The following is a 25,552-nucleotide window of genomic DNA, read 5'->3' on the forward strand; positions in this document are numbered from 1 at the left end:
GGAGTATGGTAAATGCACAGGCGATTGTCACGAATCAACTGACTTTATCCTATGGGGATACAATTATCATCAATGAGCTTGATTTAAAGATCCCAAAAGGGGAAGTGACGGTCTTTATTGGGGGAAATGGCTGTGGCAAATCAACTTTGCTCAGATCTATTGCTCGGTTACTAAAGCCTAAATCAGGTGCGATTTTACTAGAAGGAGAGGCAATTGCTAAATTGTCTACGAAGGAGGTAGCTAGAAAGATGGCGATCCTTCCCCAATCCCCATCGGCACCTGAGGGGTTAACAGTTCTTCAGCTAGTCAAGCAGGGACGCTACCCATACCAAACATGGCTGAAGCAATGGTCAGACGAAGACGAGAAAATGGTGAATGCTGCATTAAAGGCGACAAGTCTTGAGCCATTAAAGGATCGGACTGTGGATTCTCTTTCTGGGGGGCAAAGGCAACGTGCATGGATTGCGATGACGCTTGCACAGGACACGGATACGATTCTGCTTGATGAACCGACGACTTATTTAGATATGACACATCAAATTGAGATCCTTGATTTGTTGTTTGAATTAAATGAAAAAGAACAGAGAACCATTGTAATGGTTTTGCATGATTTAAATTTAGCCTGCCGCTATGCCCATAATATTGTGGCGATTAAAGATCAAAAAATATTTGCACAAGGGAAGCCGGAGTACGTTATTAATTACAGTTTAGTTAAGAATGTGTTCGGGATGGATTGTGAAGTAACGATGGATCCATTGTTTGGAACTCCATTATGCATTCCTTATGGAAAAGGGAGATGTATTCTAAGTAAGGATGGGACTGGCAATGGTTCAAAAGCTCTCAGAATCGCAGATTAATGAGCTTCTTTCATTTCGTTTTACATCGGAAAAGTACCCATCCCCATTCTCCGTTTCTATGGATTTGCTGCAGGATGAACAATCTTTGCTCGATTATTTAGAGGAGCTTGGGAAGCATATAGGAGCTGCAAACGAGAAGGTTACGGCATCGGTTTTTATGAAAAGATATGCTTTTCTGGCGGTCATTTACCTTTATGCTATGACTGCTTGGAATAGACAGATGGATATTTCATTTGAGAATATTTCACTGGAAACCAATTCTCAGGATGAATTATGGCTCCCGCGATTTTATTTTAATGAGGTACGTTTTAAGATGGTCGAGAGTGATCGAGAAGAATGGCGGGAGAATGGGGTTAAGATTCTTTTTCAAAGTCACATATATCCGCTAGTTAATAGCCTTTCGAAGGCTACTAAAGTATCTAAGCTGATTCTTTGGGAAAATATTGCTGTTTATATTTACTGGCTGTATGAATCAGTTTTTGGAAAAGAAGATGTGCCGGAGGACGTGGTTGGGCGTTCAAAAGAGGATTTTCATTATATTATTTTTCAAGCATCTGGTTCCTTATTTGGCAGCTATAAGGAAAATCCGCTAAAAAGGTATTATAATCAGCATATATATGTCGAGGAGCTGAAGGCGGAGGTCAGACCGAGAAATACATGCTGCTATTCTTACTTAACAAATAATAAGAAGCGTTGTGTGACCTGCCCGCACTCATGTGCACCTTGTCCACTAATTAGTGAAATCACAAGAAAGGAGGGACTAGCTCTTGAATCAAGAATTAAAGGACAAGCTTGATGGCTTGCTTGAGAAATATACCGAGCTATTAATCGGTGACTCTAATGAAGAGTTAAAGGATAAGGTCCAAGCATGGATAATATATTCATATATCGCCAAATCGATGGCACCTTTAACAAAACACTGGAATGAAACCTATCCTGAGGCGAAAGAAGAGATGAAAGCTTTAGTAGCTGAGATAAAGAGGCTGAACGATGAGCATCGCAGCAAATGATGCCCGCTTCTAGCAAAAATCCGCTAGAGCGGGAACCACATGCACTGACTGATGCCCGAGAAAGGCAATTTCGGTTGATGATGGGCATCAGAACAGTCAACAGATGCCCGTATATTGCAAAAATCCGCTGAAGCGGGAACCACATGCACTGACTGGTGCCAAGTAAATGTAATTTCGGTTGATAACGGGCATCAGACCGTACAACAGATGCCCGTTATTGTAAAAATCCTCTAGAGCAGAAACCATAGGTAAACACTCTTCGAATGAATTGTTTAACTTAGCTCTTTTTAAACTGATTATTCTGGCTGTTCACTTTTCCGCCGCCATCTGCTTCAACAGTTGGTCCAGCATTCCCTTTTACACTTGCAGCACTGACCCCAGCCTTCGAAGGATTCTTTTTTCTTCTTGCCATTCACTAATCACCTCCATTAGTAGATTACCCAATATGGGCTTTTCCACTAGCAAAAATTAGCCGATAGTGGATTGTCTAATGTCAATTTATGACCGTTACCCGAAAAAAATATTTTTTCCAATATGTACAAAAAATATTGATTAAATATTTTAAATATTTTATAGTTATAAATAATAAGACTCATTCACGAGAAATTTTTTTGGTATAAAAATGAATGAGTGTTCATTCAAAAGGTGTAAAAGGGGGAAATAAACTTGATCCAACAAATCAAAAAAGCAGCAGTTCTTGGTTCTGGAGTGATGGGCTCTGGTATTGCAGCTCACTTAGCGAATATTGGAATCCCAACACTATTGCTGGATATTGTACCTCGAGAATTAAATGAAACAGAGAAAGCAAAAGGGTTAACCCTTGATGATAAGGCAGTTAGAAATCGAATTAGTGAAGCAGGCCGCCAAAAGCTATTAAAGCAAAAACCCGCGCCGCTTACGTCTAAAGAGAATTTATCATTAATAGAAGCTGGTAACTTCGATGACGACATGGAGCGTTTAAAGGATGTTGATTGGGTCATTGAGGTTGTCGTTGAAAATCTCGATATTAAAAAGCAGGTTTTTGAAAAGGTAGATCGCTATAGAAAGCCTGGCAGTATCGTAAGTTCAAACACATCTGGAATTTCCGTTGAGGCGATGTCAGCAGGACGCTCTGAGGATTTTCAGAAGTATTTCCTCGGGACTCACTTTTTTAACCCGCCTCGCTATTTAAAGTTGTTAGAAGTTATTCCTACGAAAAACACTGATGCCAAAGTATTAAGCTTTATGAAGAAATTTGGCGAAGATAAGCTGGGCAAGGGCGTTGTTGAAGCGAAGGATACGCCAAACTTTATTGCTAACCGCATCGGGACGTACGGGCTGTTAGTCACTTTACAGGAAATGCTCAAAGGCGGCTATAGTGTTGGAGAAGTTGATTCCATTACAGGACCGTTAATCGGCCGGCCAAAAAGCGCAACCTTCAGAACACTTGATGTTGTCGGTTTAGATACATTTGTCCATGTAGCCAATAATGTCTATGAGCAAGTGGAAGACAAGGAAAAAGAAGTCTTCACAGTGCCAGACTTTATGAAAGAGATGCTTAATAAGGGCTGGCTAGGCAGCAAGACTGGCCAAGGGTTTTTCCTCAAGCAAGGGAAAGAGATTCTAGAGCTTGATCCAAACACTTTTGAATATGGGCCTCGGAAGAAACTGAAAACAGCGGCAACAGAATTAAGCAAGCAGGAAAAAGGCACAGCCAACAAAATGAAAGCGCTAATATATGCTGATGACCGTGCTGGCCAGCTACTATGGAATATATTAAGTCCGGCTCTACTTTATTCAGCTGAATTATTAGGAACCATTGCTGATGATGTTGTTGCAATTGATCAAGCAATGAAATGGGGCTTCGGCTGGGAGTTAGGACCATTTGAAATTTGGGATGCCATTGGTGTAGAAAAAGCCGTGAAGAAAATGGAAGAGGCTGGTTTAGAGGTTCCGGTTTGGGTAAAGGAAATGCTCGATAACGGTCATGCATCATTCTATAAAGAAGCCGAGGATGGAAATCTCTTTTTCTATGAAAATGGCGAATACAAGCCAGTAGTTGAAAATCCGAAGAAAATAAATTTAAAAAGATTGAAAAAACAAAAAGGCGTCATTAAAAAGAACAGCGGTGCAAGTCTTATTGATCTAGGCGATGGTGTTGCTTTGCTAGAGTTCCATTCTAAAAGCAATGCACTTGGTCTAGACAGTATCCAAATGATTAACTACTCCATTGATGAGGTAGAAAAGAATTTCAAGGGACTTGTAATCGGTAACCAAGGCAAGAACTTCAGCGTTGGTGCGAATCTTGCCATGATCCTGATGGAAGCACAGGATGATAATATTTATGAGCTTGACATGGTCGTCCGTCACTTCCAGCAGGCAATGATGAAAATTAAATACAGTTCTAAGCCAGTTGTTGCAGCTCCATTTGGCATGACGCTTGGAGGCGGATCAGAAGTTTGTCTACCAACTGCGCATATTCAGGCTTCAAGCGAAACGTATATGGGGCTTGTGGAAGTTGGGGTAGGGCTGATTCCTGGCGGAGGCGGTAATAAAGAGCTTTATTTAAAGCATCTCAATAACCTGCCTAATGGGGTTGAATTTGATCTTCAAAAAGTTGCAAACAAAGTATTTGAATCGATTGCTATGGCAAAGGTTTCTACATCAGGGGATGAAGCACGCGAAAACAATTTTTTGAATGCTGCTGATGGTATTAGTGTGAATGGTGATCATTTACTTTATGATGCGAAGCAGGCAGTACTAGCTCTTTATGAAAGAGGCTATCAGCCGCCCATCCGCAAAAAGGTGCCAGTTGTTGGTGAAACGGGTTATGCAACTTTACTTTTAGGAGCACAGACAATGCTTTATTCTGGTTATATTTCAGAGCATGATCTAAAAATTGCGAAGAAGTTAGCTTATGTCATTGCAGGTGGAAAAGTACCTTTTGGAACTGAAGTGGATGAACAATATTTACTAGATTTAGAAAGAGAAGCCTTCCTAAGCCTGCTAGCTGAGCCAAAGACGCTGCAGCGCATGCAGCATATGCTCGTGAAAGGGAAGCCATTACGTAATTAATATAGTGGAAGAGTAATAGGGTTCATTTTTCAATAGATAAGAAAGAGAGGGAATAGAATGAAAGAAGCGGTTATCGTTGCAGGAGCCCGCACTCCGGTTGGCAAGGCAAAGAAAGGGACGCTCGCCAATGTAAGACCGGATGATTTAGGAGCCCTCGTTGTGCAGGAAACATTAAAGCGAGCAGGAAACTATGAGGGAAATATCGATGACTTAATTATTGGATGTGCCATGCCGGAAGCAGAGCAGGGCTTAAACATGGCTCGAAATATTGGGGCATTGGCTGGACTTCCATATAATGTTCCGGCGATCACTATTAATCGCTACTGCTCATCAGGATTACAATCCATTGCCTACGCAGCTGAGAAAATTATGATCGGACACGCAGACACAATCATTGCTGGCGGGGCTGAGTCAATGAGTCTTGTTCCGATGATGGGTCACGTGACTCGTCCCAATATTAAATTGGCGGAATCAGCTCCTGAGTATTATATGGGCATGGGTCACACAGCTGAAGAGGTTGCGAAAAAATACGGGATTTCCCGTGAAGATCAGGATGCCTTTGCCGTTCGAAGCCATCAAAAAGCAGCAAAAGCCATTCAAGAAGGAAAGTTTAAGGATGAAATCGTTCCCGTTGACGTAGCCTTACGATCAATTGGAAAAGACAATAAATTGATCGAAAAAAAGATTACATTTAGTCAAGATGAAGGTGTAAGAGCGGATTCTACGATTGAAACATTGGCTAAGCTTCGTCCAGCTTTTTCTGTTACTGGAACGGTAACAGCAGGGAATTCATCCCAGACAAGTGATGGAGCAGCAGCGGTCATGGTCATGGACCGTGAAAAAGCAGAATCAACTGGCTTGAAGCCAATGGCCAAATTCAGATCATTCGCTGTCGGCGGAGTGCCGCCAGAAATTATGGGAATTGGCCCAATTGTCGCTATCCCTAAAGCATTAAAGCTAGCAGGCCTTGAATTATCAGATATCGGACTATTTGAACTAAATGAAGCATTCGCTTCCCAATCGATCCAAATCATTCGAGAGTTAGGCTTAGACGAAGAAAAGATAAACGTGAACGGCGGCGCCATTGCACTAGGCCATCCGCTAGGGTGCACAGGGGCGAAACTTACACTATCGCTCATTCATGAAATGAAACGCCGCAATCAGCAATTCGGCATCGTCACCATGTGCATAGGCGGAGGAATGGGCGCAGCCGGAGTGTTCGAACTGCTATAGGGCATAGTCATAGAACATAACAGTCCAAAAAATTGAATGGAGGAAATAAAGATGTCTAATCAAACAGATAACCTAATTAAAGGTGGAAGTTTTTTAATCGAGGATCTTTCCTCTGATCGTGTGTTTACTCCAGAGGATTATACAGATGAGCATAAAATGATTGCGAAAACGACTGAGGAATTCGTCATAAATGAAGTTCTTCCAGAAGTAGAGTATTTAGAGAATCACGAATTTGATCGTACAGTCAAATTATTAAAGCAAGCGGGAGAGCTTGGACTTCTAGGTGCTGATGTTCCTGAAGAATACGGCGGTTTGGCATTAGATAAAGTAAGCTCGGCGCTCATCGCTGAAAAAATGGCGCGTGCAGGCGGTTTCTCTATCTCCCACGGGGCACATGTAGGAATTGGATCCCTTCCTATCGTTCTTTTCGGAACGGAGGAGCAGAAGAAGCAATACTTGCCAGATTTAGCTACTGGTGATAAGTTGGCAGCTTATGCTTTAACTGAGCCAGGCTCAGGTTCAGATGCACTAGGTGCAAGAACAACGGCTAAGCTTAATGCGGAAGGCACTCATTATGTTCTAAATGGTGAAAAGCAATGGATTACGAATTCTGCATTTGCAGACGTATTTGTTGTTTACGCAAAAGTGGACGGAGAGCATTTCTCAGCTTTTATCGTAGAAAGAGAGTTCCCAGGGGTATCTGTTGGTCCGGAAGAAAAGAAAATGGGAATTAAGAGCTCATCGACTCGTACATTAATTCTAGAAGATGCACTTGTGCCGAAGGAAAACCTGCTAGGAGAGCTAGGCAGAGGCCATATTATCGCATTTAACATCTTAAACATCGGCCGTTATAAATTAGGGGTTGGGGCTGTAGGAGGTTCAAAACGGGCATTTGAAATTACTGTACAGTATGCAAATCAGCGCCAGCAGTTCAAAACGCCAATCTCTCAATTTAATTTGACAAAGGAAAAGTTCGGAACAATGGCTTCAAAGATTTATGCTGCAGAAAGCTCTGTTTATCGTACAGTTGGGTTGTTTGAGGATCGCATGAGCAAGCTATCAGAAGAAGAGGTTAAGGATGGCAAGGAAGTAGCGAAATCCATTGCCGAATATGCCATTGAATGCTCACTAAATAAATTCTTCTCTACAGAGGTCCTTGATTACGTTGTGGATGAAGGTGTTCAAATTCATGGCGGCTATGGATTCATGGCTGAATACGAAATTGAAAGAGCGTATCGCGATTCCCGAATTAATCGAATTTTTGAAGGAACAAATGAAATTAACCGTCTATTAGTTCCAGGTACCTATATCCGTAAAGCGTTCAAGGGTGAGCTGCCATTATTCGAAAAAGCGATGGCTTTACAAGAGGAACTTATGATGATGATGCCTGAAGATCCTGGTGAAGAGCCTTTAGCTCAGGAGAAATATTTAGTGAAAAATGCAAAGAAAATTGGCTTGCTTGCTGCAGGATTAGCAGCCCAAAAATACGGCAAGGCTTTAGAAAAAGAGCAAGAGGTATTAGTGAATATTGCAGACATAATTTCAAATGCATATGCGATGGAATCAGCTGTTCTTCGTACCGAGAAAGCCATTGAAAAAGCAGGTTTAGAGAAGAGTAAGCAAAAGCTTCTTTATACACAAATCTTCTGTCAGGAAGCTTTTAATAAAATTGAACAGGATGCAAAAGAAACCCTTGTGGCTGTGGAAACTGGTGATGCTTTAAGAATGATGATTTCAGCTCTGCGTAAATTCACCCGTCACACACCAATTAATGTAATCGCGAAGAAACGTGAAGCAGCTGAAAAAATAATTGAAGCAGAGCGTTTTGTTTTATAGAAAAATAAAATAATAAGGGTCTGGCACTGTTGCTTCTGGCAATTGTGTCAGACCCTATTGTTGTTGGAAACAATCATCCAAAAAAATAATTTTCTAATAAAGAAGGATTATAGGGAATATTGTCGAATTATCCATTTGGTAGCCAAAGTTATGATTACATAAAAAATTATGGTACTATTTGATTTAATATGTGAAAATATTGGAATGATAATTTTGGTGGTGAAAAAATGGCTATGACATTTTATTGGTACCCGAAATGCGGTACTTGCCGAAAAGCTAAAAAGTGGTTAGATGATCACCAATTGGCCTATGAAGCTGTACATATTGCTGATAATCCGCCTTCCCGCAGCGAGTTAGAGGACCTTTATAAAAAAAGCGGGTTGGACTTAAAGAAATTCTTTAACACGAGCGGCATGAAATACCGTGAACTCGGTTTAAAGGATAAGGTCAAATCTTCGTCTGATGACGAATTGCTTGATTTGCTGGCTACTGATGGAATGCTGATTAAGCGTCCAATCCTTACAGATGGCCAGAAGGTAACTGTAGGCTTTAAGGAAGAGGATTACGAAAAATCTTGGCTTGTATTAAAAAAGGATTGAAAAACATCGTTCTTTTTGACATGATGAAGGAAGAGATCGATTACACGATCAATTATGAAAGAATAATGGAGGGTTTAGAATGAACACACCAAATGAATTACGTTATTCAGAAGAGCATGAGTGGGTAAAAACAGAAGGCGAGCAAGTACGTATTGGAATCACTGACTTTGCTCAATCTGAGCTAGGAGACATTGTATTCGTTGAGCTTCCAGAAGTGGGAGACGAAGTAACTGCGGACGAGCCTTTCGGAAGCGTTGAGTCTGTAAAAACAGTATCTGAGCTTTATTCACCAGTAAGCGGAAAGGTTGTCGCAGTTAATGAAGATTTAAGCGATAATCCTGAGTTCGTTAATGAATCTCCATACGAAAAAGCATGGATGATCGTTGTTGAGTTATCAGATACAAATCTTGATAAATTAATGACAGCTGAACAATATGAAGCAATGGTAAAAGAAGATTAATGAATAATTAGATCTTGCATTTGGACATTTTACATAGGTCTGTTTGCAGAGAGATGAAAGGGGTTTCCGTAATGGAAGCCTCTTTTTTCTGCTTAATAAATAATAGTCCCTTTAAGTATAAAAAGCATAAAGACATGTGCCAAACTAATAATAAATATAATAAGCAGGAGTCCAACACCATAGTCAAGAATATTGAATATGGTATGGTATATATATAACTTCCTTTCAAGGAGATTTTTTAGGGGAAAACTACAACTCAGTTCAGGTGATTATAATGGATGAGGCGGTTACAGAAAAAGTAATTATTGTAGAGGGTACAACGGATAAAAGAAAGGTACAGGCGATCGTAAGTGAGCCAGTTGAGATTATTTGCACGAACGGAACGATAGGTGTCACAAAACTGGATGAATTGATTGATATGCTATATGATAAAGATGTTTTTATATTGGTTGATGCAGATGCAGCTGGGGAAAAGCTTCGGAAACAATTTAAAAGAGAATTTCCAGAGGCTGAGCACCTTTATATCGATCGTATGTATCGCGAGGTTGCTACGGCTCCGGAACATCATCTTGCTACCGTGTTATTATCGGCTAATATAGATGTATACACAGAGTTTTTGGATAAAGGATGAGAATCATTGCAGGAATGGTCACGGGAGGAATTTGAAAAGCTTATCAAGAATCACAAATCAGGTTTGGTATATCTGTATACTCCTTTATGCGGTACGTGTCAGCTAGCCAGTAAAATGTTAACAGTTATAGAACAACTGCTGCCTGATCAGCTAATTGGGAAAGCCGATTTAAACTATATGTCTGAATTCGCTGAGCAGTTAGAGGTAGAAAGTGTGCCTTGCCTCATCATGATTAAAGATGGACATATTCAGGATAAACTGTACGCTTTTCATTCCGTTCCCTATTTATTAGATAGAATAAAGAGTGTTCTTTAAAATGCCAGGTCATTTTGCCTGGTATTTTTATTTTGGTTTTATTTTCTAAACATTCACTGATTATATATTTACAAGTGCTTCCATATTTATGTATTATATTTAGGGATACGAAATATTTTTTCAAGGAGAAACTACATGACATTTTATAGAGAATGGGCAAGCCAGATTAAAGGATATAATCATAATATTAGGCAGGCCATCTGGGCAAATGTCTATACGCAGATTGGTTTTGGAATATTTATGGTTATTTACAATTTTTACATTCGGGAGTTAGGCTTTACTGAAAGATTGAATGGTCAGATTATCTCCATGACTGCATTGGCCACGGCTCTAATTCTTGTTCCTGCGGGCATTATGAGTGACCGGATGGGGAGAAAAAAAGCTATACTCTTTGGAGCAACTGGGACTGGCATTGTGCTGTTATTTCGAGGTGTCATTGAAATCCAATCACTTCTGCTTTTGTTTGCCTTTTTAACGGGAATAACGTCTGCATTTCTTCAAGTTTCGCTTATCCCTTGGCTTGCTGAGAACTCTAAGCCTGAACAGCGGGTCCATTTATTTAGTATGCATTTCGCGGTTATGACAGGAGCTAATGTTATCGGAAATTTAAGCGGCGGAATCTTAACAGATTTATTTTCATTTTTTACAACATCATTGATTAGTATTCGAATTACACTAATAATTGGGGGTATTTTCTTTCTTATAGGTGTACTTCCAGTTACACGATTTAAGGAAACTAGTTCTTCAAATGCAAAATTTCAAGAGAAGCAAACAATATATAAGAAGAAATTTTATAAAAGTGATGGCTTTAAAATGATAGGGCTTTTTGCAATTGCCCAGCTTCTCATCGGAATTGGTGCTGGATTAGTGATTCCCTATCTCAATCTATATTTTGCAGATCGTTTTTCTGCTTCCAACACAGCAATCGGTTTCATTATTTCAATGGGTCAGGCTGCAACAGCGGTTGCTATGATCATTGGACCAATTGTTGTTCGAAAGGTAGGGGAGGTGAAGGCTGTAGTCATTCTTCAACTCATGTCACTGCCATTTCTCCTTCTCACAGCTTACACGGAAAATTTATTACTAGCCGCACTCGGATTTTTATTTAGACAGGCGCTGATGAATGCGGGAAACCCCATTCAAATGTCGCTCATGATGTCTAAAGTAGGTGACTCTTATAAAGGTTTAGCGAATTCTGTAAACCAAATGGTATTTAATTTAGGGTGGGCAACAATGGGCCCTGTATCTACAGGGATTGTGATAAAGTATGGGTCCTATTGGGGATATGCGCTTGTTTTTTCTATTACTGCTTCGTTATATCTAGTAGGATCGATTTATTTTTATCTAGTATTTAAGAACCATAATAAGACAAAAAAAGCGATATCCACCGTCAATGCAGTTTAATACATGCAAATAAAAGATATATTTCTCGGGAAATGAAAGACAATGCTGAAAGTAGTCGAGGCATTGTCTTTTTTTGCTTTTATTCTGTCGAACAGAAATAAGAGGGATGTCGTTGCTTTTGTTGAATGTAGATACAGAAGAAAAAATAATATGTTCGTTTTTAGAGGTGATGGAAATGGAAAAGATGGCTGCTTCATTTATTGAAGAGGTTAAGAGTAAATCGCATTTACAGAAATTATTAGCCGATTCCTCCTTATTAATTTGTATCAAAGCCGGGGATATAGAGGTTCCGTTAAAATTTTTGGATGGCCATATTTCCATTTATCCAGATATTCAGAAACAACAATTTGATGCCATCATATCAGGATCTAAAGAAAGCATTCATGCCATTTTAACAGGAAGTGAAAAATTAAGAGAGGCAATAAGGTGGAAGAAGGTATCAGTCGACTCAACCTTCCGTAAAATATTGCTGTTAGAATCTCTTTTCTTTTTATCTAAAAAATAATTATTAAATCAGAAATTTCTAAAATATACCTTGACTGCCTAAAATCAATATGATAGTATCGCTATAATAACTTAGGTATAACAATTAAATATTCTTATCAAGAGAGGTGGAGGGACTGGCCCTACGAAGCCCGGCAACCGGTATTTACGCGGTGCCAATTCCAGCAGAGCAATTGCTCTGATAGATAAGAAGAGATGATATCAACCCTCTTCTTATGAAGAGGGTTTTTTCGACTCTTCTTTTATAAGTAAAAGAATTAGTAAATCAAACATTTGCACATGAAAAAGGGAGAGATGAAAAATGTCAGAAAAACAAAAGAACTATCGATTTGAGACATTAGGTGTACATGGGGGCCTTCAGCCGGATCCTGTAACAGGGGCAAGAGCTGTGCCAATTTACCAAAACAATGCTTATCAATTTAAAAACACAGAACATGCAGCTAATTTATTTGGCTTGAAGGAAACTGGGTATATTTATACTCGTATTCACAACCCAACTACTACAGTTTTTGAAGAAAGGGTTGCCTTGTTAGAAGGGGGAGTTGGTGCCCTAGCGGTGGCTAGCGGAATGGCCGCCATTACACTAGCCATTTTGAATATTGCTGAAGCTGGGGATGAGATTGTTTCAGCCTCGAACCTTTATGGGGGAACTTATAATCTGTTTGCTGTGACACTGCCTAAATACGGCATTAAAGTAAAATTTGTCGACCCTGAGGATCCTGAAAACTTCCGAAAAGCTATTACTGAAAAAACAAAGGCTGTCTTTGCTGAAACGATTGGAAATCCAAGCTTAAAGGTGTTAGATATTGAAAAGGTAGCGGAAATCGCACACGAGAATGGGGTTCCACTTATTATTGACAATACATTCGCGACTCCATATTTATGCAGGCCGATAGAATTTGGAGCGGATATTGTCGTCCACTCCGCTACAAAATGGCTGCTGGGAAATGGAACAACAACTGGAGGAATCATTGTAGACGGTGGAAAGTTCGATTGGAATTCTCCTAAATTCCCTGGATTCACTCAGCCAGACCCAAGCTATAATAACCTTGTGTATAGTGAGGCATTAGGTGCCGTTGCCTATATTATTAAAGCTAGAGTTCAACTTCTTAGAGACCTTGGTCCTGCATTAAGCCCGCAAAATGCCTTCCAATTTACACTTGGACTTGAAACACTTCATGTGCGGATGAAGGAGCATATTGCTAATACGAAGAAAGTGGTAGAATATTTAGAAGCTCATCCAGCAATTAATTGGGTCCTGTATCCTGGAAGTGACAATCATCCGGATAAAGCATTAGTGGATAAGTATTTGCCAAAGGGTGCAGGTTCTGTAGTCGTATTTGGTATCGAAGGCGGAAGAGAAGCTGGAGCGGCTTTCATTAATACTCTTGAGCTATGGGCACATGTTGCAAACGTTGGCGATGCGAAAAGCTTAGTTATTCACCCGGCAAGTACAACGCATCAGCAGCTTGACACAGAAGGGCTGAAGGCTGCAGGTGTTCCTGAGGATCTAGTCCGCCTATCTATCGGAATTGAAAATGTTGAGGACCTTATTGAAGATTTAGAGCAAGCAATTGAGGCAGCAACAGGCATTGCCTCGCTAACTGCAAAAGCATAATTATTTAAGGCACTAAACATAAGTAAAAAGATATATAATTCCAATATTTTACCGTTGACTCCCTCTTTATACCATGATACGATATCAATCATAATTATTGATTAGCTAAATTAGATTAAAATTTAATTGAATATAGATGTAATGCTCTTATCAAGAGAGGTGGAGGGATGTGCCCGATGAAACCCGGCAACCGTCATTTTATGAAATGGTGCCAATTCACACAAAGCAAACTTGCTTTGGAAGATGAGGGGAAGGATAAAGTCGTAATGCCTTTCTGCTCATAACAGAAAGGCATTTTCTTGTTATTTCTCTATATTCATCTATTATGATATTGTAAATGGGATTTAGAGAGGGTGAGCAGTTATGATCTCAATCAAAAATGTCCAAAAGATATTTCCTTCTAAACAAGGCCAAGTCACTGCAGTAGACAACGTGAATTTAGAAGTCAACGAAGGAGAAATCTTTGGTGTCATTGGCTATAGCGGGGCTGGAAAAAGTACATTAATTCGAATGCTAAATGGACTTGAAATTCCATCAAGCGGGAACGTTGTCGTAGCTAATAATGAAGTTTCACATATAAAAGGCAAGAGTTTAAGAAAAGCAAGACAGGATATCAGCATGATTTTCCAACATTTCAACCTGCTTTGGTCTAGAACAGTTAGACAAAATATTGCATTTCCACTTGAAATTGCTGGTGTAGCAAAAGAGGAAAGATTAAAACGAGTGGATGAACTCATTAAGCTTGTTGGGCTGGAAGGAAGAGAGAATGCCTATCCCTCTCAACTGAGCGGAGGGCAAAAACAGCGTGTCGGTATTGCTAGAGCACTGGCAAACAATCCGAAAGTGTTGTTATGTGATGAAGCCACATCTGCACTTGATCCAGAAACGACAGATTCGATTCTTGAATTATTAGTAGATATTAATGAGCGATTGGGATTAACGATTGTCCTGATTACACATGAAATGCATGTTATTCGCAAGATTTGCCATCGAGTTGCAGTGATGGAAAGCGGAAAAATAGTCGAAATTGGTCCAGTTTTAGAAGTATTTAAAAATCCGCAGGAGCCAATTACAAAGCGTTTTCTCCAGCAAGTAACGGAACCGGAGGAAACACAAGAGACGATTGAACATCTTCTTGAGAAATATCCTGAAGGTCAAGTAGTTCAGTTAACCTTTGTAGGAGATTCTACTGGACAGCCTTTAATCACTGAATTAATTCGAAAATACGATATAACTGTGAATATTTTGCAAGGGAAAATTTCACATACACAAAATGGCTCATATGGTACCCTTTTTATTCATTTGGAAGGTACTGAGTCAGAGGTTGCAAGTGCAATTGAGTTTATTGGCTTGCAGCAAGTGGGTGTGGAGGTGATTGCAAATGGCTGATTTCATTGAGATGATTAAATGGGAAAAATTAATAATTGCAACCCAAGAAACCATTTATATGACAACTATTTCAGTACTTGCAACATTTATAATAGGATTGTCACTTGGATTGCTCTTATTTTTGACAGATAAAGGTAATATGTGGGAAAATAAATTTTTCAACACGATCATTGCTGCTATAGTGAATATTTTTAGATCTATTCCCTTTATTATCTTAATTGTCTTACTTATCCCTTTTACAAAATTATTACTTGGAACTATACTTGGCGCAAACGCAGCATTGCCTGCACTAATAATAGGAGCTGCTCCTTTTTACGCAAGGATGGTTGAAATTGCATTAAGAGAAATCGATAAAGGTGTCATTGAAGCATCGCAATCGATGGGGGCTAGCCACAGCCAAATTATTTTCAAAATACTAATCCCTGAATCTTTACCGGCATTAATATCAGGTATCACAGTTACTGCTATTTCATTAGTAGGTTTTACTGCAATGGCAGGGGTCATTGGTGCAGGTGGTTTAGGACATTTCGCTTATCTTGAAGGTTTTCAGCGCAATAATTCAGTTGTTACATTAGTTGCAACCATAGCCATTCTAATAGTAGTATTTATCATCCAATTCGTTGGTGATTATTTTACAAAGAAAACAGACAAACGATAATTAAGGAGAGAAAAAAATGAAAAAAGTATTAAGTTTTTTAGTAATTGCATTACTTTCTGTCGCTTTAGCTGCTTGCGGCGGTAAAAAAGAAGAGCCTACTAGTGAAGGTGGGAATAAAAAATTAGTGGTTGGTGCTTCAGCGGTTCCACATGCAGAAATTCTTGAAGAAGCAAAACCTTTATTAGCTGAAAAGGGCATTGATTTAGAAATTAAAGTTTTTACTGATTATATTTTGCCGAATGTAACATTAAGAGATAAAGAACTTGATGCGAATTACTTCCAAACTCCTGGGTATCTTGAACTTGAAATGGAACAAAATAAAGATTATGACTTTGTAAGCGTTGGGGAAATTCATAAAGAACCAATTGGTGTTTATTCGAAGAAATATAAAAGTTTGAAAGATCTTCCAGACGGTGCCAAAATTATTATGAGTGATTCATTTAGTGACCACGGACGTATTTTACCAATTTTTGAAAGAGAAGGCGTTATTAAACTGAAAGAAGGAGTCGGAGCTTCAGCAAGAGTTGAAGACATTGTTGAAAATCCAAAGAACCTAGATTTCTCTACATTAATTGAAGCGAAATTATTAGCTACTTCGTTTGAAAGCGGAGAAGGGGATGCGGTCGTAATCAATACGAACTATGCACTAGAAGGCGATGTAAATATTAAAGAAGATGGAATAGCATTTGAGGGCAGTGATGTTGTTCCTGCAAACTTAGTTGTTGTTCGTTCTGAGGACAAAGACCGTGAAGAAATTAAGGCATTAGTGGAAGTTCTTAAGTCAAAAGAAATCCAAGACTTTATTCAAGAGAAATACCAAGGTGCCGTAACTTCAGTTCAATAATAAACATCAAAAAGCAGACACAAAGTTGTCTGCTTTTTTGGCGCTTATGATCATAAAAAAAATTGATATTTTGAGCATGATATGAATGTAAGCGTTTTAATGGCGAATTTTAAGTTCTCCGCAAAAAAAATCGTTTTATTTCGACATTGTCAATGAAAAGTCGTGGATGTAAAATCTCTATATGAATTTAAATCGCTATGTTGAAAGGATTGGTTTTTATTAACCAGCTGCACTTAAATTATACGAGCGGTATGGAGAGAGCAATGCGTGGAGCCCATGGTGTCGGATATGCATTGTATAGCCAAAAACACGATGTAAGACTGAAGGTTGAAAAAAAGCGTCAAGAAGAATATGTAAAGAGCCAGCGCATGCTCGCAGGTTTTGAAAGAAAGATTCATTCTTAAAATCAAACATATATTAATGAAGAAAAGGGGATTCAGTATTTTATACTAATCCTCTTTTTTTTTTGCAAAAGTGAAAAAAAGCATGGCAATTTCATTTATACATGAACATAATGGATAAGGGTAACATTAAAAAATGGTATCTAAAAAAGTAATTCTTTCACCATGAAAAATGGTAATAGGTTTACAACACGTACGAAGTGTTAACTTATTGAAAGAGTTGCTAATACTTTTCATTTGTTATAAGATTGTAATGAGAATAAAATGAGAATAGAGGGTTGCGGCGCTTTGCCGTAAGATAAAATCTTCTTTTATTGATGGAGGTATCGTAATGGCGGGTTCTAAATTAACAATTAATGATCTTCATGTTGAAATTGAAGGCAAAGAAATATTAAAAGGTGTAAATCTTGAAATTAAGGGTGGAGAAATCCATGCCATCATGGGACCTAACGGAACAGGAAAATCTACACTTTCCTCTGCAATTATGGGTCATCCAAAATATGAAGTAACAAAAGGAAGCGTTACTTTAGATGACGAAGATGTTCTTGAGATGGAAGTGGATGAGCGTGCGCGTGCAGGCCTATTCTTAGCTATGCAATACCCTAGTGAAATTAGTGGTGTTACTAATGCAGACTTTTTACGTTCAGCTATTAATAGCCGTCAAGAGGAAGGAAATGAAATTTCTTTAATGAAGTTCATCCGCAAAATGGACAGCCAAATGGAATTCCTTGAAATGGATCCGGATATGGCACAGCGTTATTTAAATGAAGGATTCTCTGGCGGAGAGAAGAAGCGTAATGAAATTCTACAACTTATGATGCTTGAGCCAAAATTCGCTATTCTGGATGAAATCGATTCAGGTCTTGATATTGACGCCTTAAAAGTTGTTTCTAATGGTATCAATCAAATGCGTGGAGAAAGTTTCGGTTGCTTAATTATTACACACTACCAACGTCTTCTAAACTACATCACTCCTGACCATGTACATGTTATGATGCAAGGACGCATTGTAAAATCAGGCGGTCCTGAGCTAGCACAGCGTCTTGAGGCAGAAGGATATGACTGGATTAAGAAAGAGCTAGGTATTGAAGATGAAACGGTTGGCCAAGAAGCGTAATTGTTAGGAGGATCCATTATGTCGACAGAAACAAAATTATTTGATAAGGAATACGTAAGTTCCTTTTCAAAAGATATGGGTGAACCAGCATGGCTAACAGAGTTTCGCTTGAAAGCCCTTGAAAACTCTGAAAATCTGCCAATGCCAAAACCTGATAAAACGAGTATAAAAAACTGGAACTTAACACAGTTCGAGCAGCATATTGTAGGCAGTGAAGACTATACTTCTTTAAATGAGCTTCCAGAAGATGTGAAAACATTAATAAAGCTCGAGGCTGCAGAACAAAATTTATATATTCAGCGTAACAATAGACCAACATATATTTCTGTTTCAAAAGACCTGCAGGATAAGGGTGTTATCTTTACTGACATTTTTACAGCAGCGAGAGAACATAGTGATTTACTCCAAAAGTATTTTATGACTGAGGGCGTAAAAGCAGATGAGCATAAATTAACTGCCTTGCATGCAGCCTTAGTAAATGGCGGAGTCTTCCTATACGTGCCAAAAAATGTCGAGGTTGCTGAACCAATTCAGGCAGTCTTTGTTCACGATAATGATAAGGCAACTCTTTTCAATCACGTGATTGTTGTTGCTGAGGATAATAGTTCTGTTACTTATGTTGAAAACTATGTATCCACTATGGAAGCTGCTAGCGGGGTATTTAATATAGTAACGGAGGTTCTAGCTAAGGCTGGTGCCAAAGTTCAATATGGTGCGGTTGATACACTTGCTAAAGGACTAACTGGATATGTAAACCGCCGTGGTGTTGCAGGCAGAGATGCTCGTATTGAGTGGGCTCTTGGATTAATGAATGACAGCAACACGATCTATGAAAATGTAACAAACTTAATGGGCGATGGCTCATTCGGTGATACGAAAACAGTTGTAGTTGGACGTGGAGATCAAACTCAAAACTTTACAACAAGTATTGTTCATTTTGGTAAAAATACAGAAGGCTTTATCTTGAAGCACGGTGTGATGAAGGATTCTGCTACATCTATCTTTAACGGTATTGGAAAAATCGAGCACGGCGCATCTAAATCTAATGCGGTACAAGAATCTCGCGTTTTAATGCTAAATGAAAAGGCACGTGGAGATGCGAACCCAATTCTATTAATTGATGAAGATGATGTAACAGCAGGGCACGCAGCATCTGTTGGACGTGTAGATCCGCTTCAACTCTATTATTTAATGAGCCGCGGAATTCCAAAGACTGAAGCAGAGCGACTTGTTATTCATGGATTCCTTGCACCGGTCGTAAATGCACTTCCGATTGAAGGAGTTAGCAAGCAGCTTGTGGAAGTTATTGAAAGGAAAGTAAGATAATGAATATCCAGGATATTCGCAAACAATTTCCAATTTTACATCAGGAAGTCAATGGGAACCCGCTTGTTTATCTGGACAGTGCCGCAACATCACAAAAGCCTGTTCAAGTCATTGAAGCGGTAGATAAATATTATCGTGAATATAACTCAAATGTGCACAGAGGCGTTCATACGCTTGGAACGAGAGCGACTGACGGCTATGAAGGTGCTAGAGAAAAGGTACGAAAATTTATCAATGCGAAATCAACGGAAGAAATTATTTTTACTAGAGGAACAACAACAGCCCTTAACTTAGTTGCTTCAAGTTACGCGAGAGCAAACCTTAAAGAGGGCGATGAAATTGTTATCTCATATATGGAGCATCATAGTAATATCATTCCTTGGCAGCAAGTTGCGAAACATACGGGTGCCGTTCTGAAGTATATACCTCTTCAGGAGGATGAAACGATTTCTCTCGATGATGTGAGAGAACTTGTTACTAGCAATACTAAGATCGTATCGATTATGCATGTTTCCAATGTACTAGGTGTTGTGAACCCAGTTAAAGAAATTGCGAAAATTGCTCATGAAAATGGAGCAGTCATGGTTGTGGATGGCGCTCAAAGTGCACCCCATTTAAAAGTGGATGTCCAAGATTTAGACTGTGATTTCTTTGCTTTATCAGGTCATAAAATGTGCGGCCCGACAGGCATTGGCGTTCTTTATGGCAAAAAGCAGTTTCTTGAGAGTATGGAACCGATTGAATTCGGCGGGGAAATGATTGATTTTGTCGGATTATACGAATCTTCTTGGAAAGAGCTCCCTTGGAAGTTTGAAGGTGGCACGCCAATTATTGCTGGAGCAATTGGACTAGGGGCAGCTATTGATTTCCTACAAGAGATTGGTTTAGAACATATTGAGGCTCATGAGCATAAGCTTGCTGCTTATGCACTGGAAAAAATGTCACAGGTTGAAGGCATCACGATTTACGGACCGAAAGATGCATCAAAACGTACGGGTGTAGTTACTTTTAACCTTGATGATGTTCACCCTCATGACGTTGCAACTGTATTGGATGCTGAAGGAATTGCTGTCCGTGCTGGCCATCATTGTGCACAGCCGCTAATGAAATGGCTGAAAGCTTCGGCGACAGCGCGAGCAAGCTTCTATCTGTACAATACAGAAGAAGAGATTGATAAGCTTGTTAAAGGGCTTGTCAAAACAAAGGAGTATTTCAGCGATGTCTTCTAATAATTTAGATACTCTATACAGACAAGTAATCATGGACCATTACAAAAATCCCCGTAATAGAGGGGTCCTAGAAGATGATAGCTTAACGATTAATATGAATAACCCGACATGCGGGGACCGTATTCAATTGACGTTAAAGCTTGATGAGGGAAAAGTAGTGGATGCGAAATTTGAAGGGGAAGGCTGCTCGATTTCCATGTCTTCTGCTTCCATGATGACTCAAGCAATAAAAGGCCTTAACATTGATGATGCATTGAAGCTTTCAGAGGTTTTCTCACATATTATGCAGGGAAAAGAGTATGATGTTGATTTAGACCTCGGAGATATCGAAGCTTTGCAGGGTGTTGCCAAATTCCCAGCGCGAATTAAGTGTGCAACACTAGCATGGAAGGCAATGGAAAAAGGCCTGAAAGAATAATTGAAATAACCGTTAATCTAATGCTGTCTTGGGCTTAAAATATATTTGCGATAGGGGACCGATCTCTCCTTTTGCAACGAATGGAGGAATACGACGATGGCAAAAAAGATGCCTGAAATCGGCGATTATAAATATGGTTTTGCCGACAAAGACGTTTCCATTTTCCGATCAAAACGCGGACTGACTAAAGAAATTGTTGAAGAAATCTCTAAGATGAAGGAAGAGCCACAATGGATGCTTGACTTCCGTTTGAAATCTTTAGAGCATTTCTACAGCATGCCAATGCCGCAGTGGGGCGGAGATTTAGCGTCATTAAACTTTGATGAAATTACGTACTATGTAAAACCATCTGAGAAAACAGAGCGTTCTTGGGATGAAGTTCCTGAAGAAATCAAGCAAACGTTTGATAAGCTTGGTATTCCAGAAGCAGAACAAAAGTATTTAGCAGGGGTTTCTGCTCAATACGAATCAGAGGTTGTTTACCATAACATGCAGGAAGATCTTGTAGCACAAGGAATCGTATTTAAAGATACAGATTCTGCTCTTCGTGAAAATGAAGATATTTTCCGTGAGCACTGGGCGAAGGTTATTCCTCCGACAGACAATAAGTTTGCTGCACTAAACTCTGCTGTTTGGTCTGGCGGTTCCTTCATCTACGTTCCAAAAGGAATTAAGGTTGAAACGCCATTACAGGCTTATTTCCGCATCAACTCTGAAAACATGGGGCAATTTGAGCGTACATTAATTATTGTTGATGAAGGCGCACATGTTCACTATGTAGAAGGCTGTACAGCTCCGGTTTATACAACTAACTCTCTTCACAGTGCAGTTGTAGAAATCATCATTAAGAAGGATGCATATTGCCGCTATACAACGATCCAAAACTGGGCTAACAACGTATATAACCTTGTTACTAAGCGGGCTGTTTGTGAAGCGAACGCAACAATGGAATGGATCGACGGCAATATCGGTTCTAAATTAACAATGAAATACCCAGCTGTTATTTTAAAAGGAGAAGGCGCTCGCGGTATGACTCTTTCCATCGCATTAGCAGGTAAAGGTCAGCACCAGGACGCAGGGGCAAAAATGATTCACCTTGCACCTAACACTTCTTCTACGATCGTATCGAAATCGATCTCTAAGCAAGGCGGTAAAGTAACATACCGCGGAATCGTCCAATTCGGTCGTAAAGCGGATGGAGCGCGTGCCAATATCGAGTGTGATACGTTAATCATGGATAATCAATCAACTTCTGATACAATTCCATATAATGAAATCATGAATGATAACATCTCTTTAGAGCACGAAGCGAAGGTTTCCAAAGTTTCTGAAGAGCAATTATTCTACCTTATGAGCCGCGGCATTTCCGAGGAAGAAGCAACAGAAATGATCGTAATGGGCTTCATCGAGCCATTTACGAAAGAGCTTCCAATGGAATACGCTGTTGAAATGAACCGCTTGATTAAGTTCGAGATGGAAGGTTCTATCGGTTAATATAATACGAAAATCCGCTTGTCTTCATTGGCAGGCGGATTTTTTTAACTCCTAGTAAAGAATGCTTATACATTTACCGAAAGGGTCAAAAGTGAGCCCAAATGGTAAAAGGGAAGCTTGTTCATTTACCGCAAAGGAAAAAAAGGGAACCCAAATGGTAAAAGCAAAGCTTGTTCATTTACCAAAAAGGAAAAAAGGGAGTCCAAACGGTAATAGTAAAGCTTGTTCATTAACCGAAAAGGAAAAAAGGAAGCCCAAACGGTAAAAGCAAAGCCTGTTCATTTACCGAAAAAGATAAAAGGAAGCCTTAACGGTAAAAACAAAGCTTGTTCATTTACTAAAATAGGAAAGAAACAGTTCAAGTATGCTAATATGTTCACAAGGAGGTGCCCCTATGATTCTAATCGGTTTAACAGGATGGGGAGATCATGATAGCTTATATACTCAAAATATTTCTCCACGGGATAAATTAAAGGAATATAGCGGTTATTTTCCTACAGTGGAAGTGGATGCATCATTCTATGCCATACAGCCAAAAAGAAATTCAGAGAGATGGGTGAAAAATACTCCTGATACTTTTCAGTTTATTGTTAAAGCTTACCAGGGAATGACTGGTCATGAAAGAGGGGAAATTCCTTTTCAAGATAAGGATGAAATGTTTGCCGCTTTTAAAGACTCTTTACAGCCATATATAGAAGGAAATAAATTAGCGATGATCCTTTTTCAATTTCCTCCTTGGTTCGACTGTAGGAAGCAGAATGTAGACTATTTGCGCTGGTGTAAAGAAAAGATGGGGGATCTCCCATGTGCACTAGAATTCAGGCACCAGTCATGGTTTAAACCCGAGTACAAGGAAAAAACGATTCAATTTATCAAGGAAGAAAATTGGATCCATTCTATTTGTGATGAACCTCAGGCTGGAGAGGGCTCTGTACCAACTGTGTTAGAAACGGCTAATAATGAGAAAGTGCTCATTCGCTTTCATGGCAGGAATGTTCACGGCTGGCTTAAGAAAAATGCTGATAACTGGCGGGAAGTCAGATATTTATATCGCTATAGCCATCAAGAGCTTTCTGAATGGGTTAAGCACCTCAAGAATTTGGAAGAAGCCTGCAAAAAGGTATATGTCGTTTTTAATAATAATTCTGGCGGAGACGCAGCGGACAATGCCTTGCAGCTAATTGATTTATTGAATATAGAATATAAGGACTTAGCCCCACGTCAATTAAACCTTTTTTAGCTGACCGCCAAGTAAATTTTTTCCACAAACTAGTCTAGCAATTAATACACGCTTTCCCTTAGCCGTGCATACTTTGTTATGGGAAGGGAAAGGAGTGTTTATTTCATTGATTGATTTAAAGCCGATAGACATTCAGGGACACTCATTTCTAGGTGTCTCGGTGCAGTTGCCAAAAACAAATTTACTTGTTGTGACAAACGAAAAAGGATATATTATGTGCGGTGCTCTTGATGTCGCATTATTAAATGAGAAGCTTAAAGACCGGAAAGTCATTGCAGGAAGAGCAGTAGGTGTGAAAACAATCGATCAGCTTCTTAATGCCCCACTTGAATCAGTCACATATGAAGCCGAAGCTTTAGGCATCCATAAAGGGATGGTTGGAAGAGAAGCACTATTGAAGATGATTTAGGCATCCTGTTGAGGGTGCCTCTTTTTTGACTAATTTATGAACTAGCTCCCGTTTTTTTATAAAAAAAAGGGACCTTTGTAGGTTGAAATATCTGTACTTGAAAGGTTAATGTAGAAATAATAGGAAAAATGTCGCAAAAAGTAGAAAAATATTCTAATAATACATGCAAGATAATGGAACTTCACAATGAAAAGGTGTATTTCATGAGACTAGTCACAACAACTTCAGTCGAGGCCGGTACAGTCCTTGCAAAAGCTATTTACAATGAAAAGGGTCAAGTATTATTAAATGAAGGAATAACATTAAAAGAATCATTGATTCAGCGCCTTCAGGATTTAGGCATTAGTTATATTTTTATTAAAGAAAACGGAACAGAGGATATAGAGTATAACGGAAGCATATCAGATACTATACGTCTGGAAGCTATTCAAACGATCAGCAGCACGTTTGAGGAAATTCAAAGAGACCCGAGCCTTACAGGTTCATATGTTGTTGACAAGGCATCAAAGCGATTATCTGGCATCATCCGTAGTCTTTTAACAGAAATAAAGGAGAAAAAGGAATTACTTAATCTTCTTTCAGATGCATTTACACATGATAATTATATATTTATCCATTCATTAAATGTCACTCTTTATTCCTTAGCGATTGGAATGGAATTAAAGCTAACGACTAAGGAGCTTGAAACTTTAGGTCTTGGGGCGATTTTCCATGATATTGGAAAGCTCAAAGTCCCGTTAGAAATCCTCTTGAAACCTGAAAAGCTCTCGGATCATGAGTATGAGACTATTAAAAAGCACGCAGAGGAAGGATTTGAAATTTTAAGAAAGGTACATACCATCCCGCTATTAGTAGCGCATTGTGCCTATCAGCATCATGAACGAATGAATGGGACAGGTTATCCAAGAGGTTTGCTAGGACCGGACATTCATTATTTTGGAAAAATAATTGCTGTAGCAGATGTGTTTGATGCAGTCACCTCTAATCGAGTTTATAGAAAAGCGATGCTCCCAAGTGAAGCGCTCGAAATCCTTTATGCTGGTTCGGGGGCATTATTTGATCAAAAGGTGATTGAAGCCTTTCGACTAGCGGTTGCTATTTATCCAGTTGGTTTATCGGTCGTTCTAAATGATGGACGAAAAGGAATTGTTTCCAGCCAAAATACTGGATTAGGCGACCGCCCTCATATTAGAATCATGGAGCATCATGGTGAAAAAGTAATTCCTTATGAGATTGATTTAAAGCAGGAGTTGAACGTAATTATTATTAGCTGTGATACTGCTTTTAATTAATCAACTCGAAACAGAGATGCTATTTTGATATATTTGTAGAGACAATCTACTAAACCATCTCAAGTCCGGGTGAGGTAGAGATGCCAAATTTAAGAGTTCCTGTAGGTTGAATCAGCAATTTTTTTAATAGCTGATTCACATACAAAAATTTATCATTCTGTTAAGGAGATTTTAGTTGCCGAAAAAACAGAAAAACCTTGCGTTGTAAATTGAA

At 39.2% G+C, this 25,552-nt stretch carries 26 protein-coding genes and 2 riboswitches; of the genes, 25 read left to right on the top strand and 1 reads right to left on the bottom strand.

Translation table 11 applies throughout. The features are described from left to right. Positions 1-5: 5 nt before the first annotated feature. The 3 genes from V7164_RS11610 to V7164_RS11620 are packed head-to-tail and all read left to right on the top strand — an operon-like array spanning position 6 to position 1,867. Positions 6-857, top strand: coding sequence for an ABC transporter ATP-binding protein (locus V7164_RS11610; protein WP_335354145.1), 852 nt, complete (start codon positions 6-8; stop codon positions 855-857). Beyond that, positions 826-1,653 carry an IucA/IucC family C-terminal-domain containing protein gene (locus V7164_RS11615; RefSeq protein WP_335354146.1) on the top strand — a complete coding sequence of 276 codons (828 nt, stop codon included), beginning with the start codon at positions 826-828 and terminating at the stop codon, positions 1,651-1,653. The genes V7164_RS11610 and V7164_RS11615 overlap by 32 nt, the downstream gene beginning before the upstream one ends. Next, entirely contained in the window at positions 1,625-1,867 is a 243-nt protein-coding gene (locus V7164_RS11620; protein ID WP_335345798.1) for a YusU family protein, read from the top strand. Before V7164_RS11615 ends, V7164_RS11620 begins: the two co-directional genes overlap by 29 nt. Positions 1,868-2,144: 277 nt before the next feature. Here the strand turns inward: V7164_RS11620 and V7164_RS11625 are convergent, their stop codons facing one another. Beyond that, positions 2,145-2,279: a YuzL family protein gene (locus V7164_RS11625; RefSeq protein WP_082677131.1), complete on the bottom strand. Its 135-nt coding sequence runs from the start codon at positions 2,277-2,279 to the stop codon at positions 2,145-2,147. A gap of 257 nt (positions 2,280-2,536) precedes the next feature. Here V7164_RS11625 and V7164_RS11630 point away from each other — a divergent pair, with 257 nt between their 5' ends. The 22 genes from V7164_RS11630 (at position 2,537) to V7164_RS11735 (ending at position 25,338) form a co-directional block, all read left to right on the top strand. Next, entirely contained in the window at positions 2,537-4,921 is a 2,385-nt protein-coding gene (locus V7164_RS11630) for a 3-hydroxyacyl-CoA dehydrogenase/enoyl-CoA hydratase family protein (protein WP_335354164.1), read from the top strand. 57 nt (positions 4,922-4,978) lie between these two features. After that, positions 4,979-6,154 carry an acetyl-CoA C-acetyltransferase gene (locus V7164_RS11635; protein WP_335354147.1) on the top strand — a complete coding sequence of 392 codons (1,176 nt, stop codon included), beginning with the start codon at positions 4,979-4,981 and terminating at the stop codon, positions 6,152-6,154. A 51-nt stretch (positions 6,155-6,205) separates the two neighbouring features. Beyond that, complete coding sequence (locus V7164_RS11640; RefSeq protein ID WP_335354148.1) at positions 6,206-7,990, top strand: acyl-CoA dehydrogenase family protein; 1,785 nt, start codon at positions 6,206-6,208, stop codon at positions 7,988-7,990. Between the two features lie 227 nt (positions 7,991-8,217). Continuing rightward, the gene (locus V7164_RS11645) at positions 8,218-8,589 is read left to right on the top strand and encodes an arsenate reductase family protein (RefSeq protein ID WP_335354149.1); all 372 of its coding nucleotides are present in this window, start codon (positions 8,218-8,220) and stop codon (positions 8,587-8,589) included. Between the two features lie 79 nt (positions 8,590-8,668). After that, complete coding sequence (gcvH, locus tag V7164_RS11650; RefSeq protein WP_335354150.1) at positions 8,669-9,049, top strand: glycine cleavage system protein GcvH; 381 nt, start codon at positions 8,669-8,671, stop codon at positions 9,047-9,049. Positions 9,050-9,323: 274 nt separating this feature from the next. Further along, positions 9,324-9,680, top strand: a complete 357-nt coding sequence (locus V7164_RS11655; RefSeq protein ID WP_315666139.1) for a toprim domain-containing protein — start codon at positions 9,324-9,326, stop codon at positions 9,678-9,680. A gap of 6 nt (positions 9,681-9,686) precedes the next feature. Next, positions 9,687-9,995, top strand: coding sequence for a thioredoxin family protein (locus tag V7164_RS11660; RefSeq protein ID WP_335354151.1), 309 nt, complete (start codon positions 9,687-9,689; stop codon positions 9,993-9,995). A 135-nt stretch (positions 9,996-10,130) separates the two neighbouring features. After that, positions 10,131-11,399, top strand: coding sequence for an MFS transporter (locus V7164_RS11665; RefSeq protein WP_335354152.1), 1,269 nt, complete (start codon positions 10,131-10,133; stop codon positions 11,397-11,399). Between the two features lie 112 nt (positions 11,400-11,511). Next, positions 11,512-11,904, top strand: a complete 393-nt coding sequence (locus V7164_RS11670; RefSeq protein WP_335354153.1) for a hypothetical protein — start codon at positions 11,512-11,514, stop codon at positions 11,902-11,904. Positions 11,905-11,995: 91 nt separating this feature from the next. After that, a riboswitch (SAM riboswitch) is annotated at positions 11,996-12,095 on the top strand. 109 nt (positions 12,096-12,204) lie between these two features. Then, entirely contained in the window at positions 12,205-13,521 is a 1,317-nt protein-coding gene (locus V7164_RS11675; protein WP_335354154.1) for an O-acetylhomoserine aminocarboxypropyltransferase/cysteine synthase family protein, read from the top strand. A gap of 144 nt (positions 13,522-13,665) precedes the next feature. Then, a riboswitch (SAM riboswitch) is annotated at positions 13,666-13,771 on the top strand. 113 nt (positions 13,772-13,884) lie between these two features. Beyond that, the gene (locus tag V7164_RS11680; protein ID WP_335354155.1) at positions 13,885-14,910 is read left to right on the top strand and encodes a methionine ABC transporter ATP-binding protein; all 1,026 of its coding nucleotides are present in this window, start codon (positions 13,885-13,887) and stop codon (positions 14,908-14,910) included. Further along, entirely contained in the window at positions 14,903-15,568 is a 666-nt protein-coding gene (locus tag V7164_RS11685; protein ID WP_335354156.1) for a methionine ABC transporter permease, read from the top strand. Before V7164_RS11680 ends, V7164_RS11685 begins: the two co-directional genes overlap by 8 nt. 16 nt (positions 15,569-15,584) lie before the next feature. Continuing rightward, entirely contained in the window at positions 15,585-16,412 is an 828-nt protein-coding gene (locus V7164_RS11690; protein WP_335348186.1) for a MetQ/NlpA family ABC transporter substrate-binding protein, read from the top strand. A gap of 197 nt (positions 16,413-16,609) precedes the next feature. Beyond that, positions 16,610-16,816 (top strand): hypothetical protein, encoded by a 207-nt coding sequence (locus V7164_RS11695; protein WP_335354157.1) that lies wholly within the window; start codon positions 16,610-16,612, stop codon positions 16,814-16,816. A gap of 328 nt (positions 16,817-17,144) precedes the next feature. Next, positions 17,145-17,930: a Fe-S cluster assembly ATPase SufC gene (sufC, locus tag V7164_RS11700; RefSeq protein ID WP_335354158.1), complete on the top strand. Its 786-nt coding sequence runs from the start codon at positions 17,145-17,147 to the stop codon at positions 17,928-17,930. A gap of 18 nt (positions 17,931-17,948) precedes the next feature. After that, positions 17,949-19,256 (top strand): Fe-S cluster assembly protein SufD, encoded by a 1,308-nt coding sequence (gene sufD, locus V7164_RS11705; RefSeq protein WP_335354159.1) that lies wholly within the window; start codon positions 17,949-17,951, stop codon positions 19,254-19,256. Then, positions 19,256-20,485, top strand: a complete 1,230-nt coding sequence (locus V7164_RS11710) for a cysteine desulfurase (RefSeq protein WP_335354160.1) — start codon at positions 19,256-19,258, stop codon at positions 20,483-20,485. The genes sufD and V7164_RS11710 overlap by 1 nt, the downstream gene beginning before the upstream one ends. Further along, positions 20,475-20,903: a Fe-S cluster assembly sulfur transfer protein SufU gene (gene sufU, locus V7164_RS11715; RefSeq protein WP_335354161.1), complete on the top strand. Its 429-nt coding sequence runs from the start codon at positions 20,475-20,477 to the stop codon at positions 20,901-20,903. Before V7164_RS11710 ends, sufU begins: the two co-directional genes overlap by 11 nt. A gap of 96 nt (positions 20,904-20,999) precedes the next feature. Next, positions 21,000-22,397, top strand: coding sequence for a Fe-S cluster assembly protein SufB (sufB, locus tag V7164_RS11720; RefSeq protein ID WP_066291271.1), 1,398 nt, complete (start codon positions 21,000-21,002; stop codon positions 22,395-22,397). A gap of 394 nt (positions 22,398-22,791) precedes the next feature. After that, on the top strand, positions 22,792-23,637 hold the full coding sequence (locus V7164_RS11725) for a DUF72 domain-containing protein (RefSeq protein WP_335354162.1): 846 nt from the start codon (positions 22,792-22,794) through the stop codon (positions 23,635-23,637). Positions 23,638-23,743: 106 nt separating this feature from the next. Then, a complete protein-coding gene (locus tag V7164_RS11730; RefSeq protein WP_335354165.1) occupies positions 23,744-24,046 on the top strand; it encodes a YunC family protein in 303 nt (100 codons plus the stop codon). A 203-nt stretch (positions 24,047-24,249) separates the two neighbouring features. Next, entirely contained in the window at positions 24,250-25,338 is a 1,089-nt protein-coding gene (locus tag V7164_RS11735; RefSeq protein WP_335345706.1) for an HD-GYP domain-containing protein, read from the top strand. Positions 25,339-25,552: the final 214 nt, after the last annotated feature.

Origin of the sequence: Bacillus sp. JJ1474 (assembly GCF_036965225.1) — a bacterium.
Classification (GTDB): Bacteria; Bacillota; Bacilli; order Bacillales; family Cytobacillaceae; genus Cytobacillus.

Excerpts from the sequence above, each read along its gene's own strand:
- V7164_RS11610 (WP_335354145.1), top strand. The coding sequence starts at position 6 with ATGGTAAATGCACAGGCGATTGTCACGAATCAACTGACTTTATCCTAT.
- V7164_RS11615 (WP_335354146.1), top strand. The coding sequence starts at position 826 with ATGGTTCAAAAGCTCTCAGAATCGCAGATTAATGAGCTTCTTTCATTT.
- V7164_RS11625 (WP_082677131.1), bottom strand. The coding sequence starts at position 2,279 with ATGGCAAGAAGAAAAAAGAATCCTTCGAAGGCTGGGGTCAGTGCTGCA.
- V7164_RS11635 (WP_335354147.1), top strand. The coding sequence starts at position 4,979 with ATGAAAGAAGCGGTTATCGTTGCAGGAGCCCGCACTCCGGTTGGCAAG.
- V7164_RS11640 (WP_335354148.1), top strand. The coding sequence starts at position 6,206 with ATGTCTAATCAAACAGATAACCTAATTAAAGGTGGAAGTTTTTTAATC.
- V7164_RS11645 (WP_335354149.1), top strand. The coding sequence starts at position 8,218 with ATGGCTATGACATTTTATTGGTACCCGAAATGCGGTACTTGCCGAAAA.
- gcvH (WP_335354150.1), top strand. The coding sequence starts at position 8,669 with ATGAACACACCAAATGAATTACGTTATTCAGAAGAGCATGAGTGGGTA.
- V7164_RS11655 (WP_315666139.1), top strand. The coding sequence starts at position 9,324 with ATGGATGAGGCGGTTACAGAAAAAGTAATTATTGTAGAGGGTACAACG.
- V7164_RS11665 (WP_335354152.1), top strand. The coding sequence starts at position 10,131 with ATGACATTTTATAGAGAATGGGCAAGCCAGATTAAAGGATATAATCAT.
- V7164_RS11675 (WP_335354154.1), top strand. The coding sequence starts at position 12,205 with ATGTCAGAAAAACAAAAGAACTATCGATTTGAGACATTAGGTGTACAT.
- V7164_RS11680 (WP_335354155.1), top strand. The coding sequence starts at position 13,885 with ATGATCTCAATCAAAAATGTCCAAAAGATATTTCCTTCTAAACAAGGC.
- V7164_RS11685 (WP_335354156.1), top strand. The coding sequence starts at position 14,903 with ATGGCTGATTTCATTGAGATGATTAAATGGGAAAAATTAATAATTGCA.
- V7164_RS11690 (WP_335348186.1), top strand. The coding sequence starts at position 15,585 with ATGAAAAAAGTATTAAGTTTTTTAGTAATTGCATTACTTTCTGTCGCT.
- V7164_RS11695 (WP_335354157.1), top strand. The coding sequence starts at position 16,610 with ATGTTGAAAGGATTGGTTTTTATTAACCAGCTGCACTTAAATTATACG.
- sufC (WP_335354158.1), top strand. The coding sequence starts at position 17,145 with ATGGCGGGTTCTAAATTAACAATTAATGATCTTCATGTTGAAATTGAA.
- sufD (WP_335354159.1), top strand. The coding sequence starts at position 17,949 with ATGTCGACAGAAACAAAATTATTTGATAAGGAATACGTAAGTTCCTTT.
- V7164_RS11710 (WP_335354160.1), top strand. The coding sequence starts at position 19,256 with ATGAATATCCAGGATATTCGCAAACAATTTCCAATTTTACATCAGGAA.
- sufU (WP_335354161.1), top strand. The coding sequence starts at position 20,475 with ATGTCTTCTAATAATTTAGATACTCTATACAGACAAGTAATCATGGAC.
- sufB (WP_066291271.1), top strand. The coding sequence starts at position 21,000 with ATGGCAAAAAAGATGCCTGAAATCGGCGATTATAAATATGGTTTTGCC.
- V7164_RS11725 (WP_335354162.1), top strand. The coding sequence starts at position 22,792 with ATGATTCTAATCGGTTTAACAGGATGGGGAGATCATGATAGCTTATAT.
- V7164_RS11735 (WP_335345706.1), top strand. The coding sequence starts at position 24,250 with ATGAGACTAGTCACAACAACTTCAGTCGAGGCCGGTACAGTCCTTGCA.